Source organism: Glutamicibacter sp. AGC46, from assembly GCF_053543715.1.
This window is the reverse complement of record NZ_JBLVOJ010000022.1, coordinates 16,075-30,054: the sequence shown is the minus strand read 5'-3', so window position 1 is coordinate 30,054 and position 13,980 is coordinate 16,075. Positions and strand designations below refer to the sequence as shown.

Below are 13,980 nucleotides of genomic sequence, written 5' to 3'. Positions count from 1 at the left end.
ATCTCACCCCCCCTCTTCGCAAGAACTATTATTTGAAGCCAAGCCAGGTGTTACTACGCTATCTAGAATTCGATAACACCAAAACTGTATTGTGCTCTAATGCGGATGCACTGTCAGAACGTCGCTTTCTCTTGCCGCAGATCTCTCGCAGCGTTCGAATTTGCCATGAAGTACATCATTAGCGCCGGCAAAGATCTCCGGATGCTTCGGGTTTTCACATTGAAGAAGGCCGGCTATGGCAAATTGTTATTATCCGAGTGTTCTATCGAAGTCCCCTAATTCTTTACTCGGCTGTACCCTGCTTGTGCAATTGATCGGATTCGCCCGCGGCAACCAAACCATCCGATGCAAATCATTGTGGAGCACACAGCAGTTACGACCAAGGTAGCTGGGGACTCCACAAACACCATTACCAGCACGACGCCAAGGAACAACAATGTTGCATACCCAGTGTAGGGAGCACCAATCAGGCGAAACGACGGGCGGACTAGACTGCCTTGGCGCGATAAGCGCTGCAATTTGAGCTGGCAAGCGATGATGGTTGCCCACGCGACGATAATGCCCACTGCAGCGACGCTCAGCACTATTTCGAACACGTCTCCCGGCATCAAGTAGTTCAACGGGACTCCAAGCAATGCCACAAATGCGGTGATAGCGATTCCTCCGACCGGAACGCCCCTGCGAGTCATCTTGCGGGCCATGCGTGGTGCAGATCCGGCCAGAGCCATAGATCGTAGAGTCCGGCCTGTCGTGTACAAACCAGCGTTTAGTGAGGAGAGGGCCGCAGTGAGGACAACAAAGTTCATCACGACATCGATTCCATCAATTCCGATTGCGGAGAAGAACGTCACGAATGGGCTTTCTCCAGCTTTGTAATAGGTGTAAGGCAGCAGCAGAGCAAGTAGTCCGACGGATCCCACGTAGAACACTGCGATGCGGAAAATTACCGAATTAATTGCTTTGGGCATGATCTTTTCAGGGTGTTTTGTTTCTCCTGCTGCGGTGCCGACCATTTCGATCGAGGCGAAGGCGAATACAACTCCTTGCATCAGCATGATCATCGGCAGTAGACCATTGGGGAAGAGGCCACCGTTTTGCGCAATCATTCCAATACCAACTTCGTGGCCATCGATAGGGGTTCCAAATACTACGAAGTAGATTCCCACCAGCATAAACGCCACCAGTGCAGCTACCTTGATCAAGGCGAACCAGAATTCGAGCTCCCCGAACACCTTGACTGAAACCAGATTAAGCGACAGAACCAGGATGAGTGCGAGCAATGCCCATAGCCACTGCGGGACATCTGCTATCCAAGACACGTAGTTTCCGAAGAAATTCATGTAGATTGCCGCCGCAGTGATGTCGACAATTGTGGTTGCCGCCCAAACGATCCAATAGAACCATCCCGAGACGAAGGCGGCCTTCTCTCCGAAAAATTCACGCGCATACGATACAAATGAACCAGAAGTGGGCCGATGCAAAATAAGCTCGCCAAGCGCGCGCAAGATGAAGAATGCAAAGATGCCACAAATAGCGTAAGAGAAGACCAGCGATGGTCCTGCAGATTCTAATCGTTCTCCGGCTCCAAGGAAGAGACCAGTGCCGATCGAACCTCCGATGGCAATCATATTGATCTGCCGTCCCGTAAGGTTCTTTTGATAGCCGTTGTCTTCTAGCTCGATGACCGAGTCGGTCTTCGCCGTTCCTGCTAGGCTATCCCGCGAGGTTTTAGAGGTTTTCATGTGATCCTTTCTTGGACACTTCACTGGTCAGATAGACCGTTTATCTGCGAATCCAATGAGATGTGGGTTCCGGCACTTAGTAGCCGTCTTCTTCGATCGTCAAGTCAGTGAATCCTTTGCGGGAAGCCGTGGATTCTTTGGGGAACGCGGAACTGGAACATTGTCGGTTGCTATCTCATCTTGAGAATGCACATTTTGTGGCCATGGACTGATCTCTAATGGAGGGCTTTCAAAGAACTGGCCATGCGTAGTAGTCCATCTTTGAGAATCGACTTGGACGTTGCGAAGTTGAGTCTTGCGTGGCCTGATCCGCCGCTTCCGAAGACGTGGCCGGAGCTCAGAGCTACTTGGGCGTGGTCGATGAAGAACTGAGCCGGCCCGGATAGTTCGGCGACGGTGGCTAGCTTCCCATCTTGGGCTTCTTCCGTAATTCCCATGTCGCTGAAGTCCAGCCACGCCAAGTACGTTCCCTCAGGGGCCTTGTAGCCCACCTGTGGCATATGCTCGGCCAAAATTTTGCCCAGTAATGCACGGTTATCATCAAGGCCTTGGAGCAGTGAGTCCAGCCATGGTCTGCCTTGGTTGAAAGCGACAGTGTGGGCTATGATCCCTAGATGACTTGGTCCGTGGCTGACTTCTTCGGGCATACGCGCTAGATCTTCTGCGGCTTCTTCACCGGCATAGGCCAGCGCCGCTTTGAGTCCGGCAAGATTCCAGGCTTTGGACGCAGAAGTCAAAGCGAAGGCATTTTCCGAGCCCGGGACGCTGAGGTAGGGCGTGAAAGTGGCACCTGCCAAGATCAGTGGTGCGTGGATTTCGTCGGAAATGACGCGAACCCCGTGAGCGCGTGCCAACTGGGCCACGGCAGTAAGTTCGGCTGCAGTGTGTACGGTCCCGGTGGGGTTGTGTGGGTTGCTCATAAGGTATGCGGCTCGTTTACCTCCGATAGTGGCTTGGGCAAAGGCCTTATCCAGATTTTCCATGGATATGCGCAGGTCGCCTCCCAAGGGAGCCTCGATGATATTTCTGCCATCGTGGCTGACGAAGGCATAGAAAGGGGCATAGACCGGGGGACTGACTACGACGTTGTCGCCTCGGTCGGTGATCAGTCGCAACACTTCGACAATGCCCATCATCACGTCCGGAACAATCGCGGTGCGTTCCACAGCTAATCCATTCCAGCCCCAACGCTCAGAGGCGAAGCACTTCACTGCTTCGGCCAATTGCGTTCCCGCTGGGTATCCGGTATCGCCCGAGTCAACCGTCTTTTTTAAGCATTCGGCAATGGGAGGAGCTAGGTTGACGTCCATTTCGGCAACCCATAGGGGTAGAACGTTTTCCGGATGTGCTGCCCATTTCATGCTCGTTCGTTTTCGCAGCTGTGCCAGATTGAGTTCTTCCAGCGGATTTGATGGGTTTTCATCTTGGCGGACTAGGTTTTCTGCTGAACCGAGTGCGTTCAAAGGAGTTTGCATCTTGGGGTCACCTCAAGTTAGTTCATATTCGTTGGTTTGTTTATTCTTAGGGCATTTTGTGATGTACGCGGGTTGTCGCCTCGTTGGGCCAGGACATCGGTACTCAACATGGCATGCATAAGCTGTCCATGCTCGGGACAAGACTCAGATCAGAAGGGTCTGAAAGAGGCTAGGTTCCCTTCTGCAACTGGAACAGGCTCTGGGCTGTCAGCAAACTTGCTCGCCCTACCCTCGGTTAAGAAATCACGAGATATCCCGTTCCCATAGTTTCAGCGGCAAGCCGTCGTTTAGGGTCATTTCCAGAGATCCTTGCTTCGAGTCCTTTAGCGAGACTTTCGAGCTAATTTTTGTTCATGTATTTACCTAAGTTCTTGGCCAGCCCGTAAAGATGCGACCGTTCATGCTGGCCGCATACTCGAGATGGAACACTCAAGCCAACAATAGAGGTGACGGGAGTCACTTCCGAATAAATGGAAGATTACACTAAAGCGGAACTTAGAACCATAACTTACCCATAAATTTCTTGATATGAGCAAAAATACGTAGTCGAGCGAATATCAAGTTCCATTTTTGATCACTAAATACTCACGAATGGAACTTGCATGTTGATCTGGGGATGGTTTTCATGTTTACTGGTTCGTATCCGGGTACAAGTTATCGCCATGTCATTTAGTCATGTACTCGGATCACAAATAACCTAGGGAGCGAAAATGGACCTCGTAGAAACTCAGTCAGATATCAACAAAGGAATCGATGTCAATGTCCTGCGACAGACCACCAAAGCAGTTGAGGCCGATCGAAATCTTGGAAAGTTCACGTTTGAAGTTCAAGGCACATGGGCCGGCGGCGTGAGCCTGGAATCCGGCACCGGAGCTATTACTCAGGCAGGTGTCCGCGATGAATCACGGGTTAACAAGTTCAGCATGAAGAGTGACGAGCCGCCGGCACTCTTGGGCGATGACACGGATGTTTCTCCGTCTGAATACGTCCTGCAAGCACTTGCTGCGTGCTACACGGCAAGCCTCGCCATGAAAGCGGCTGACGCTGGAATCACCCTTCGTGCTTTCAACGTGCAGGTGGAAGGTGACTTTGATGTAGCATCGTTCTTGGAAATTGCTCCCGAAGAGCACCCTGGAGCAAGCCAGATCCGCATCAATGTTGACATTGATGCTCCGGAGGCAAGCCGCGAGCAGCTGGCTGAACTCGTCGCGGTTGTCGAACGTCGATCGCCCATTCGTGACACGTTGGCTCGTCCGGTGGATGTCGTCACCACCCTACTTTAGGGTTCTAGAAGGAGCGCTGGGATTGAAGTGGTGACGTGCTTCAAAAATTGAACAAGTACTCGGTCTTCGAGCAAAAACACACGGTCTGCTCTTAATCTTCGTAAAGTAAGGCATTATCAACGCTGCCGTCGGTTCGGACATCATCCTTCCGGTTTAGATAGGACCGAGCCGACGGCTGGTTTGTAGTACCTTGCTCGAGCCGAGAGATCAGGATTGAAGTAGGCTAAATGTATATCTTTCATCGGGGTATCCTGTTCGTTAGCCATGTGTAGCCAATGAGAGTAGGCAGTAAGTGGGAGAAAACCAGTCTGAGAGTGTCCGTAGTGTGGAGCGCGCAACCCGGATTATCCAGGTTGTTGCCGATGCTGGGGTAGATGGATGCCGTTTTACTACCATCGTCAACGACTCGGAATTGTCAAAAACCACGACACATCGGATTCTCGGCACGCTGGTCAATTTGGGTTGGCTTGAGCTGTCGGAGGATGAGTCCGTCTACTATCTCGGGCTTCCCCTTGTTCCAATCGGCATCAGGGCTTCTAATCGTCATGGCATTGTCGATTTGGCAACACCCCATTTGGAACGCCTCGCGGAACTCACTGGTGACACACTGTATCTTGTTGTTCGAATCGGCGACAAAGCGTTGTGCATCGACCGTCACGTAGGTGATTACCCGATTAAAACTACGCTTATCCGCGTAGGTGACTATCGGTCGCTGGGGACCTGTGGCGGTAGTCTCGCACTGCTGACCGGGCAACCCCAGAACCTCATCGAAGAATTGATCTTGGGCGCCTCTAATGAGGACGGGTTGAGTCAAAACCAGGATTTTGCGAAGCTGCCCTTCCTTATTGAACAGTCTCAACAACTGGGCTACTCAACCGCTCCGAGAGTATGGATCGATGGTGCCGGTGGCATCGGTGTACCAGTCCTTGGGGCAGACGGGGCAGCCGTCGCGGCCATTTCGCTGGAGGCCATTGATGCCCGATTGGAAGAACCCCGTAGATCGCAACTCGTTCGTTGGATGCAACAAGAGGCAACTGAGCTGTCTGAAAAGTTCAAAATGATCAATTCTGAATTTGGCCAGTCAGACATTCGCCGGCTCCTCTCGTCTGCTCTGTAAGATTATTCCAACTGGTCTATGCTTCGCAGACGATCTATTTTAAGGATCTCTGCAGAATATGTTCCTGTCCTTTAGCAGGCCAACCCAGGACTTGATGTTTGAGGGAATCAATTCCTGTGATTCTTTGGGTAGGAAGAATTCATCCAAGGCCATGATCGACATGCGGAGCAGCTGAGGAATGCCGAGTCCTGCATCCGCCGTTTGGTTACTCCCACCCGGGACATCATTTGTTGTTCTTTCCTCGCTGGCGTCAGCAAGTTAACGAGTTTTAATGGTGTTTGACGTGCGATAGACCAGCCTGAAACGTCATGCAGCAGAGCACAAGTACTGCACCGTGTAGATTTCGATATGACCGATGAGAAACTCAAATACGATATAGCGCCCTTGTGGCCTTTCCACGGTTTCCTTCAGCTACATTTGGGGCCGCATACGTATTGGTCGAGAACCATTTCAAATTGCGCACGATTGCTATCGGCCCTAGGACCCGCGCTATTTCGATAACACCAAGACGCCTGCCAATTGCCGTCAGACTTTCCTTAACGAAAGCCTCTCTCAGATCATAGACAGCAGATGAGTCCAGGATCTTCCCATAGCCAAAGTTTGCACATCACAGAAAGAAAAATCATGTCAGTTCAATCTGCAACCACGTCCACATTCCAGGCTGAAGTCCTCCAAAGCGATATTCCAGTCCTCGTAGACTTTTGGGCACCATGGTGTCCACCATGCCGAGCAGTAGCTCCAATCCTGGACACGTTGGCTCAGGAGAACTCTGGAAAGATCAAGGTCGTCAAGATCAACGTCGACGATAATCCACAACTGGCTCAGCAGTACTCGGTCTCATCTATCCCTGCCTTCAGAATCTTTGACAATGGCCAATCTGCTGGTTCTTTCGTTGGTGCGATGTCCAAGGAATCTTTCGAGGAACGGCTATCGGCATTCCTGGGCGATTAGTCCCAAAATCCGTATTGCCGGAGAAGCCCTCGAAGGGAAATTCGAGGGCTTCTGACGTCCTTGCTTCGGGGCCAGAAGCACTCGATTCGGATCTGACTGGATTGATCCCACGAGTGGAAGCCCACCCAGCATCCGGTGTCATCTCACCGCGATATCGGCGGCCGCCAACTTCTCGTCGTAGGAAGCGCGGGCGGTCTCAACCTCGGTGAAGTGCGTCTCGGCCCATTGGCCGAGCGCCTCGAGCGGCTGCCTCAGCGTCTGCCCGAGGTCGGTGAGCTCGTACTCCACGCGTGGAGGCATCTGGTCATACGCAGTCCGCGAGACAATCCCGTCGCGCTCTAGGTCGCGCAGGGTATCGGCCAGAACTTTCCCGCTGATCCCGTCCACGGCCTTGCGGATCTCCCCGAATCGCAGACGGCCCTTACTGAGAGCGATCACTGTCATTGCGGTCCATTTATTAGCTATTCGCGCCAGCGATGTGCGCGACGGGCACGACGCGACCATCACGTTCCACGGCGGCTGTTCGTCCATGTTGCACTCTTTTCTGCAGTTACGTTGAGGTAACAGGTTACCGATAGTTACCATTAGTGTATCCATATACCGCACGATTAAGGAGATTCCATGGCCCAGAACCAGACCGCCCCCGCCGAAGTCGCGGCCGCGTATTTTGATGCCTTGGGTAACGGCGACGTTCCCACCGCGATGGCTCATCTGAGCCCGGAGGTTGTGTGGCATCAGCCGGGAGCCAACCAGTTCTCCGGGGAGCATGTCGGTGTCGAGGGCGTCGGTACGCTGCTCGGCGGGATGATGGAAGCCAGCGAGGGCAGCTTCCAGCTTGCCGTGACCGGTTCTGCGATGGTCAACGGCGAATTCGTTGCCGTCCCAGTACGCTTTACCGGTGCACGCTCCAGTGCATCGATGGACATGGCAGGAGTGGATCTACTGACGATCCGCGACGGCAAGATCGTCGCCGTGCATTTGTTCTCCGAGGACGGAGCCGCAGAGGACGCATTCTGGGGTCGCGGCTGAGCACGCAATGTCAACGACAGAGCAGCCCCGCGACTAATGGACGCGGGGCTGCTCTGTCTCGTTGCCCATTAGCCGTCTAGGACATGCCTCGCATGATACGGCTAGGGCAAACGTTATTCAGGGGCAGGTCAGCTACCGCACTCCTGACTTTCAAGTTCGGTGGTGGCTTCGATGCCGGCGTTGAGTGATCGCTTCACTGTGCACAGCTTGTCGATGATCCGCACCGCGCTTGAGACCAGCCTGTCGTGATCGCTTTGGTCGAGTTCCGATGAGTCCACCGTGATTCTCGTGATGAGCTCCTCCACTCGGTTCTGCTCTGCGTCGTAAACCGCATTTACGGTCGTGACGGCGTCGAACTCTTCGCCGAGTCTGCTTACTAGTTGCGCTTCGGCGGAAAGGGAAGCGCAGCCAGCAAGCGCGGCCTGCAGCAGTTCGACGGGTGAGAATGCGCCGGCGGCACCGGGTGCCCCGATGCGCAGCTCGGCACCGGCGCTATTGCGAACGGTGTAGGTGCCGGACGAAGTGCGTTGAGCGACGAGTTCGGGGATTGGGGCGTGTCCTGCCATGATCGTTTTCTCCTTGTTTCTTTTGGGGTGATTGTCAATATCTGGGAAAGATGAGCGATTGGAAAAGCGATTTTGCAGAGGGCTAGTATGGTCCCGGCGTTCTTCGAATGCCGGGCGACGCTGCAACTTGTTACTGGGAGTTCCTCGTCAGGCGTTGGTACGGCCTTGTGTTGCGGATGTGACGAGATCGCTTTTGGCTAGAGCCTGGTCGGTTTGCAGGGCCGTGGTCCAGATTCCGGTATCTGTGACGGAGGCCCAGTTCGAGTGCAGCAGAGCCATGAGTGTTTCGTGAACCTGCTGTGCGGAGGCTCGTCCGGCCTCATTTGCCAGGTCGATCGCTCCGGTTGCGTCGGAGAGGACCTCGACCGCGAAGTTGAGTGGCTCGGCTGCGGCCGCTGATGCGACCACGCAGTTGTTGGTCATGTACCCGACCAGTGTGATGGTATCGACGGACTGCTCGCGCAGCCATGCCGCGAGGTCGGTGTTGGCAAAGATACTGGAGAATTTTTTGTGCACGCGATGTGTTGCGTGATTTTCGTGCGCGGCGACCGCGAGGTGGTTGTCGTAGGTTGGCGACCCGGAGGCGAAGACTGGGGATTCGGCGGGCAGTTCGTGTTGCACAAGTACGACCGGGATGCCGGCCTGCTTGGCTGCTTGGATCGCGTCATCGATGCGGGCAATCGAGGTATCGCGGTCCGGGTGCTGGATGGGGAGGAGTCCTTCGAAGTATTCCTGCTGGGCGTCGATGACGCTTAGGGCGCGTTTTGGTGCGGTCATGATTTCTCTCCTGTATGTGATGGGTGATGCTGGGTTGGATGCTTGGTTGGTGGTCAAGCGAGCGGAGGGCGGCATATCATCGGGGTTAGGTCCCGCTACCTCATTGACATGTTGCTGCTAGAGTGGCCCGGTCAGCCGATGGTCGTGGAGTCTTGAAGGATGGTTGAAGCACAACTCGGTGCTGCCCGCAGCCCCCATGTGGATTTCCTTCACTCTCAGTCAAACAACCAGACCGACCGGTCTGCCTGGTTTTCAGGGTAGACCGGTCGGTCTGGTATCGTCAAGCCCATGACGATGCCAGACCATTCACCACAGGAAGGACCCTCCGCACGCACGAGGATCTTAGACGCGGCCTCGCGGCTCTTCGCCGAGCACGGAGTCCGTGCCGTGGGCGTGGCCAGGGTGATCTCGGAGGCCGGGGTCGCCAAGGCCACCTTGTATGCACACTTCTCATCGAAAGAGGATCTCGTGCGTGCGTATCTAGAACGCCAGGCTGAGCGCTCTGAGCGGGAGATCGATTCCCTCGAACGGAGAGGGGTCCATGGGGGACTGCTGATCAGAGCGGTCTTCGACCTTGCGGCGGCTGCAGCTGCTCAGGACTGGTATGCGGGCTGCTGCTTCATAGCAGCGGCGGCGGAGCATCTCGACGATTCCGGGGGGATTTCCCGGGTGCTTGCTGATCAGCGGCAGTCGCTGCTGCAAAGGTTCGACCGCTGCCTCGACGACAGCGATCCGCGCAGCCGGGACCGGATAGCCAGGCAGCTAATGGCTCTGCTCGACGGGGCGAAGATCGCCTCGCTAGAGGAGGGTGCTTCCGCCTTCGATGCTGTCATTCCGCTGGTCGATCTGCTGGCAACCGGGACTGCACTCGCGGCACCTGCTGAAGAACTCCGACTCTGATTGAGCAGGAGAACTGCCGGGGCAAAGCCGTAAAAGGGGCTGTGTTTTTGTCAAGCGGATTCCGGAACGACCGTGGTGAAGAGATTGGCGGGATCGGTCGCCTCGGGGGCGGCGCCTTCATGCAGGGCCGATGTCACTTCATGTTCGATGCGCCGAGCCTCGGCGACGTAGGCGCAGATCGCCGTCATAGGATCGTCCAGCCCTCGCCAGTGCTCGATCGCGGCAGCGGCGAATTGGGCGTCGAGCGGCACAGTACGTACCTCCGGCGCAGCAATGCCAGCGTCCGCACATGCTGCCCGAACACGTTCAAGCCGCGGTTCGGCGAAATCCCTAAGCAAAGGCGACTCGGGGTAGGCATAGCCGATTCTCGTGTGCCCGGCCGCGATGAGGTGCTCTGCCTGCAGCCGACCGATCCTGGAGTCGGGCCGGACGAAGCGCGCGCTCCCGTCGGACTCGCCGGAGAAGAGTACGGCCACGCACTGCACGCCGGCAGTGCGCATAACACGATCTGAATTCGGATCCACGAAAGTGTAGGACAGCACTGCAGCAGGAGCGATGTCGCTCCATGCAGCTTCGACGCCGCGCCCCCCCGCCCCTTCGATGTGCGTCATCAGAGTCAGGCCCACCGCGTCGAAGCCCGCAGTAAGCTCGGTCAGCAGCAGTCCCGAGGCCGAGCCGAGTGGCCAGGGCTTCAAGATTGTAGAGCACGACACCGGATCGTCCTCGCTTCAGCGTCCGCGCAGCCGCGGACGGGGTGTAACCCAGGCGCGCGGCGACATCTAGCACCCGGCGGCGGGTGCTGTCGGAGATCGTCTGGCGGTGCTGAAAGTCAAGAGCGTGCGATGACCACTCGCCCGGCCCCGGCGGGATCGGGCACACCGAACTAACCTAGAAACAATCGATCGAGAAGGAGAAGCAATGCACAACCACAATGAGGAAACCGCGTTCATGGCCGACATCAAGGAGTCCGCGCCGGAGATGGTCTCGGCCTTTTTCGGATTCGACAAGGCCGTGTTCAAGAAGGACGCCGGAAACCTCGATCTCGCCACCCGTGAGTTGATCGCTGTCGGGGTGGCGGTGACCACGCAGTGCCCGTTCTGCATTGAGGACCACGCCAAGCGTGCCGTCAAGGCCGGTGCATCCAAGGCTGACGTTGCTGAGGCGGTCATGGTCGCGGCCGCCCTGCGCGCCGGCGGCGGGGTCACTCACGGCTGGAAGGCGATGAAGGCTATCGCTGAAGACAAGTGACCTACGCCCGGCTTCGTCCGGGAGGATAACAGGGCCGAGCGTGAGGGGCCTGGTCTTGTTGTCGGTTTTGTCGTCTTAGGCCAGCTGTCGGAAGAGCTTTTCAACTCGTCGCCCGACGGAGTCTGACCAACGGCTGAGGTATTCGTATAATCCTTGAGAGCACCCTAGCTGATGTGGCATTCCTCGAGGTCGGGGTCGGTGGCCTTGTACATGGCAGCGAGCGGCTAGATGATGTTGAGGCAGGTGAACTGGGGGCCTTTCGTTACCGCTCCTCGAACTGTAGGGAACTTGTTCACTTTTGTGTATCCTACGGGGTATTTATATAATGCCCTACATTGCATATCTAAGTGCCACGTGTGCGGCAAGGCGACGTGGGCCGGATGTGGCCAGCATGTCCAGCGGACCGTTTCCGCGGCGCAGTGGTATGTTGGGCCGCGCACCTTGAAACAGCGAGAGACCGCGGACCGGCAACGTGGTGGATTCTTCGCCTGTTTGTTGGGACGTAGGAATTAACATCTGCCAGTAACGAGTACTTCTACCTCCAACCGCTCCAATGCGGTCAAATAAGCTAGCGACCTCGATGCTCGATCCTTGCATATTTAGGCTGATTCGGGGACTTTGGGGTCCAACATTGAAAGCACCGGGGACGAATGTACCCACTGGATGGGGTGGGGCGATCCGTGTCAACCAACGATATCTTTCGCGACTTAGTACTGCGGGTTCATCCGCCTCGGCTTCCCACTCTGATGGCATTCCACTGTCTGTGTCCTCAAACCTATTCGCGTTCCGCTCCAACCATTGATCCAAGTTCGACAATGGCGCCCAGACCGCAACTGGACCTTCAGGAGCGGGACGGCGGTGGTCGAATGAATACCTCCTTCATATACTCCTCTCGCAAGTTCACTCGGTGAAGGCGGCAGGACTCCGGGGCTATGCCGAGTTCAAGCAACACTTCTCAGATATGAGCAGACGGTTCGTCGTTCAACACGTTGAATAGAGCTACGTCTTGGACGGCCTATTTGGACACATCTTAGGGCATGTCCCTGTAGACAAATCTGCCGCTTGCGTTGGAGCTCGATATGTGTTTTGTCGACTTCACTGGTTCGGGCTCTCGAACTTCGAGCTGCGCAGCATGGCGCGTATTCACGTCTGGAAACGCTTTCCTCGCGCCAGAAAGAGTGAAACCTTGTTCGACGGGAGTATCGTTCGCTTGGCCCTCGACATGTACAGAGGAAGAAACACATGTTCGTTATCGATTTTCGGATTTTCTGATCGTCGTTCCTCGTCCAACACGAGTATACGTACCTCTCGAAATCACTTGATAGTTCATGTGAACTTACCTCGATACATCGATGGAGAGGCCGATCCAATTGTTGTACTCCTTGAGCCCCATCTGCTGGCTGGTGTTCAGCAACTCGGCGATCTGATCCTACCCTAAACCATGCTGCTTCGACCTGCTGGAACTCCAACGACTCCACCAGGAGCCTAATCGATACCATAGTTCTGCGAGCCGCATGGGACCCATCCACTCGCGCTGAATGATCTGAAGCGGCCCGGAATTAGACAGCCTATGGCCGGCTAGGAATCGGCAGGCGAACGGGAGTGGCCGCTGCCGGCGTCCTCGGCGATCTCGAAGACGCTCGCGGGCAGGGTCATGGCCCAGGAATTCATTGCTTCCAAGACGGGGCGGAGGTCCTGCCCGGCAGGTGTCAGCTCATAAACGACTCGGGGTGGAATCTCGGGATACGCGGTGCGGGTGACCAGGCCGTGCTTCTCGAACGTGCGGAGCCGACTGGTTAGCGTGTGCGCGCTGATGCGAGGCAGTACCTCTGCCAGTTCGTTGAAGCGGTGCGGTCCCTTGAGCAGTTCGCGCACGATGAGCGTGGCCCATGGCCCGTCGAGCAGGGACAGGAAACGAGCCACACCACACTCCTGCAGGTCGCAGTGGTTGAATCTCACATATCCACGATACTCCATTACTGCACTTGATGTAACCGATGCATCATGTGCAGTAATTGATTCATGACATACATCATCCACGGCGCGACCGGCGCTCAAGGTTCCCCTGTATTCACTGCTCTCACCTCAGCTGGACTCGATGCCGTCGCCGCGGTCCGAGACATCTCGAAGATCGACGGCGCGGCAATCGCCATCGACAACTCCTCTGTCGACTCGCTCGCTGACGCGTATCGCGGCGCGAAGGGGGTGTTCGTACACCTGCCCCTGGGACGTCCCGAAGACCAGCTCGCCTTCGCTCACACAATCGCCGTGGCGATTCGTCGGGCGAAGCCGGCACGCGTCGTCTTCTCCACCAGCGGATTTTCTCTCGATCCCACCGGTGAAGGGACAGATGCTGTGGACGTACTCGCCCGTGAATTGGCCTCCTCAGGGGTGTCCTACGCGATTGTCGAGCCGCGGCTCTTCCTCGAGAATCTGCTCCTGACGGCGACGATGGGACCCACACGGGACGAGGGTGCTCTGCGCTACCCGATCCGCCCGGACTATGCAGTCTCGTGGATCTCCCACCTTGACGTCGCTGACGTCGTCTCCCGTCTGCTGACTGACCATTCGGTCACGGGAATCGTTTCCGTCGGAGCTCTTCCCGGCCTGACTGGCGCGGACCTTGCCGCGGGCTTCACTCGATACCTCGGGCAAGATGTGCGCTTCGAGGCGATCAGCCCCGCACGGTACGGGGAGCTGATCATCCCTCTGTTCGGCGAGGCCGCGGTCGCACCGGTGATCGCCTCCTATGAGCATCGCCAGCATCAGCCCGGGGAGCTCATTCCAGAGGCGCGTTCGGCACAGGCGCTGCTCGATCTCAAACCGCGCAGTGTCGAGCGGTGGTTGCGGGATCTCGGAGTCTGATCCCTGGCGACGGGGGGTCACGACCCT

General features: G+C 56.2%; 14 protein-coding genes. 7 read left to right on the top strand and 7 right to left on the bottom strand.

What is annotated here, in order from left to right:
* Positions 1–275: 275 nt before the first annotated feature.
* Both ACNPM8_RS11570 and ACNPM8_RS11565 read right to left on the bottom strand, forming a co-directional pair.
* The gene (locus ACNPM8_RS11570; protein WP_402696787.1) at positions 276–1,742 is read right to left on the bottom strand and encodes an amino acid permease; all 1,467 of its coding nucleotides are present in this window, start codon (positions 1,740–1,742) and stop codon (positions 276–278) included.
* A 215-nt stretch (positions 1,743–1,957) separates the two neighbouring features.
* A complete protein-coding gene (locus tag ACNPM8_RS11565; protein ID WP_402696788.1) occupies positions 1,958–3,217 on the bottom strand; it encodes a MalY/PatB family protein in 1,260 nt (419 codons plus the stop codon).
* Between the two features lie 710 nt (positions 3,218–3,927).
* Between ACNPM8_RS11565 and ACNPM8_RS11560 the strand changes: the two genes are divergently transcribed.
* The 3 genes from ACNPM8_RS11560 (at position 3,928) to trxA (ending at position 6,568) form a co-directional block, all read left to right on the top strand.
* Positions 3,928–4,500: an OsmC family protein gene (locus ACNPM8_RS11560; protein ID WP_426733368.1), complete on the top strand. Its 573-nt coding sequence runs from the start codon at positions 3,928–3,930 to the stop codon at positions 4,498–4,500.
* Between the two features lie 292 nt (positions 4,501–4,792).
* Positions 4,793–5,617, top strand: coding sequence for an IclR family transcriptional regulator (locus ACNPM8_RS11555; protein WP_133834996.1), 825 nt, complete (start codon positions 4,793–4,795; stop codon positions 5,615–5,617).
* Positions 5,618–6,187: 570 nt separating this feature from the next.
* Positions 6,188–6,568 carry a thioredoxin gene (trxA, locus tag ACNPM8_RS11550; RefSeq protein WP_448939875.1) on the top strand — a complete coding sequence of 127 codons (381 nt, stop codon included), beginning with the start codon at positions 6,188–6,190 and terminating at the stop codon, positions 6,566–6,568.
* Between the two features lie 138 nt (positions 6,569–6,706).
* Here trxA and ACNPM8_RS11545 read toward each other — a convergent pair whose 3' ends face one another.
* Entirely contained in the window at positions 6,707–7,072 is a 366-nt protein-coding gene (locus tag ACNPM8_RS11545; RefSeq protein WP_448939882.1) for a winged helix-turn-helix transcriptional regulator, read from the bottom strand.
* 117 nt (positions 7,073–7,189) lie between these two features.
* On the opposite strand from ACNPM8_RS11545, the gene ACNPM8_RS11540 reads away from it, so the two are divergent.
* On the top strand, positions 7,190–7,597 hold the full coding sequence (locus tag ACNPM8_RS11540) for a nuclear transport factor 2 family protein (protein WP_448939874.1): 408 nt from the start codon (positions 7,190–7,192) through the stop codon (positions 7,595–7,597).
* 128 nt (positions 7,598–7,725) lie between these two features.
* Here ACNPM8_RS11540 and ACNPM8_RS11535 read toward each other — a convergent pair whose 3' ends face one another.
* Both ACNPM8_RS11535 and ACNPM8_RS11530 read right to left on the bottom strand, forming a co-directional pair.
* A complete protein-coding gene (locus tag ACNPM8_RS11535; RefSeq protein WP_208294306.1) occupies positions 7,726–8,163 on the bottom strand; it encodes an OsmC family protein in 438 nt (145 codons plus the stop codon).
* A 147-nt stretch (positions 8,164–8,310) separates the two neighbouring features.
* Positions 8,311–8,940: an isochorismatase family protein gene (locus tag ACNPM8_RS11530; protein WP_448939873.1), complete on the bottom strand. Its 630-nt coding sequence runs from the start codon at positions 8,938–8,940 to the stop codon at positions 8,311–8,313.
* Between the two features lie 288 nt (positions 8,941–9,228).
* Between ACNPM8_RS11530 and ACNPM8_RS11525 the strand changes: the two genes are divergently transcribed.
* A complete protein-coding gene (locus tag ACNPM8_RS11525; RefSeq protein WP_133835000.1) occupies positions 9,229–9,840 on the top strand; it encodes a TetR/AcrR family transcriptional regulator in 612 nt (203 codons plus the stop codon).
* A gap of 50 nt (positions 9,841–9,890) precedes the next feature.
* Here the strand turns inward: ACNPM8_RS11525 and ACNPM8_RS11520 are convergent, their stop codons facing one another.
* On the bottom strand, positions 9,891–10,535 hold the full coding sequence (locus tag ACNPM8_RS11520) for a substrate-binding domain-containing protein (protein WP_448939872.1): 645 nt from the start codon (positions 10,533–10,535) through the stop codon (positions 9,891–9,893).
* 223 nt (positions 10,536–10,758) lie between these two features.
* Here ACNPM8_RS11520 and ACNPM8_RS11515 point away from each other — a divergent pair, with 223 nt between their 5' ends.
* Positions 10,759–11,088 carry a carboxymuconolactone decarboxylase family protein gene (locus ACNPM8_RS11515; RefSeq protein WP_133835002.1) on the top strand — a complete coding sequence of 110 codons (330 nt, stop codon included), beginning with the start codon at positions 10,759–10,761 and terminating at the stop codon, positions 11,086–11,088.
* Between the two features lie 1,578 nt (positions 11,089–12,666).
* On the opposite strand, the gene ACNPM8_RS11510 is transcribed toward ACNPM8_RS11515, so the two are convergent.
* A complete protein-coding gene (locus ACNPM8_RS11510; protein WP_286172339.1) occupies positions 12,667–13,011 on the bottom strand; it encodes a winged helix-turn-helix transcriptional regulator in 345 nt (114 codons plus the stop codon).
* Positions 13,012–13,110: 99 nt separating this feature from the next.
* Between ACNPM8_RS11510 and ACNPM8_RS11505 the strand changes: the two genes are divergently transcribed.
* Positions 13,111–13,953 (top strand): NmrA family NAD(P)-binding protein, encoded by an 843-nt coding sequence (locus ACNPM8_RS11505; RefSeq protein ID WP_426733383.1) that lies wholly within the window; start codon positions 13,111–13,113, stop codon positions 13,951–13,953.
* Positions 13,954–13,980: the final 27 nt, after the last annotated feature.

What these genes read in the sequence shown, in the direction of transcription:
- ACNPM8_RS11545 (WP_448939882.1), bottom strand. Translation starts at nt 7,072, where the DNA reads ATGGTCGCGTCGTGCCCGTCGCGCACATCGCTGGCGCGAATAGCTAAT.
- ACNPM8_RS11515 (WP_133835002.1), top strand. Translation starts at nt 10,759, where the DNA reads ATGCACAACCACAATGAGGAAACCGCGTTCATGGCCGACATCAAGGAG.
- ACNPM8_RS11505 (WP_426733383.1), top strand. Translation starts at nt 13,111, where the DNA reads ATGACATACATCATCCACGGCGCGACCGGCGCTCAAGGTTCCCCTGTA.
- trxA (WP_448939875.1), top strand. Translation starts at nt 6,188, where the DNA reads ATGAGTCCAGGATCTTCCCATAGCCAAAGTTTGCACATCACAGAAAGA.
- ACNPM8_RS11525 (WP_133835000.1), top strand. Translation starts at nt 9,229, where the DNA reads ATGACGATGCCAGACCATTCACCACAGGAAGGACCCTCCGCACGCACG.
- ACNPM8_RS11540 (WP_448939874.1), top strand. Translation starts at nt 7,190, where the DNA reads ATGGCCCAGAACCAGACCGCCCCCGCCGAAGTCGCGGCCGCGTATTTT.
- ACNPM8_RS11560 (WP_426733368.1), top strand. Translation starts at nt 3,928, where the DNA reads ATGGACCTCGTAGAAACTCAGTCAGATATCAACAAAGGAATCGATGTC.
- ACNPM8_RS11535 (WP_208294306.1), bottom strand. Translation starts at nt 8,163, where the DNA reads ATGGCAGGACACGCCCCAATCCCCGAACTCGTCGCTCAACGCACTTCG.
- ACNPM8_RS11530 (WP_448939873.1), bottom strand. Translation starts at nt 8,940, where the DNA reads ATGACCGCACCAAAACGCGCCCTAAGCGTCATCGACGCCCAGCAGGAA.
- ACNPM8_RS11570 (WP_402696787.1), bottom strand. Translation starts at nt 1,742, where the DNA reads ATGAAAACCTCTAAAACCTCGCGGGATAGCCTAGCAGGAACGGCGAAG.
- ACNPM8_RS11565 (WP_402696788.1), bottom strand. Translation starts at nt 3,217, where the DNA reads ATGCAAACTCCTTTGAACGCACTCGGTTCAGCAGAAAACCTAGTCCGC.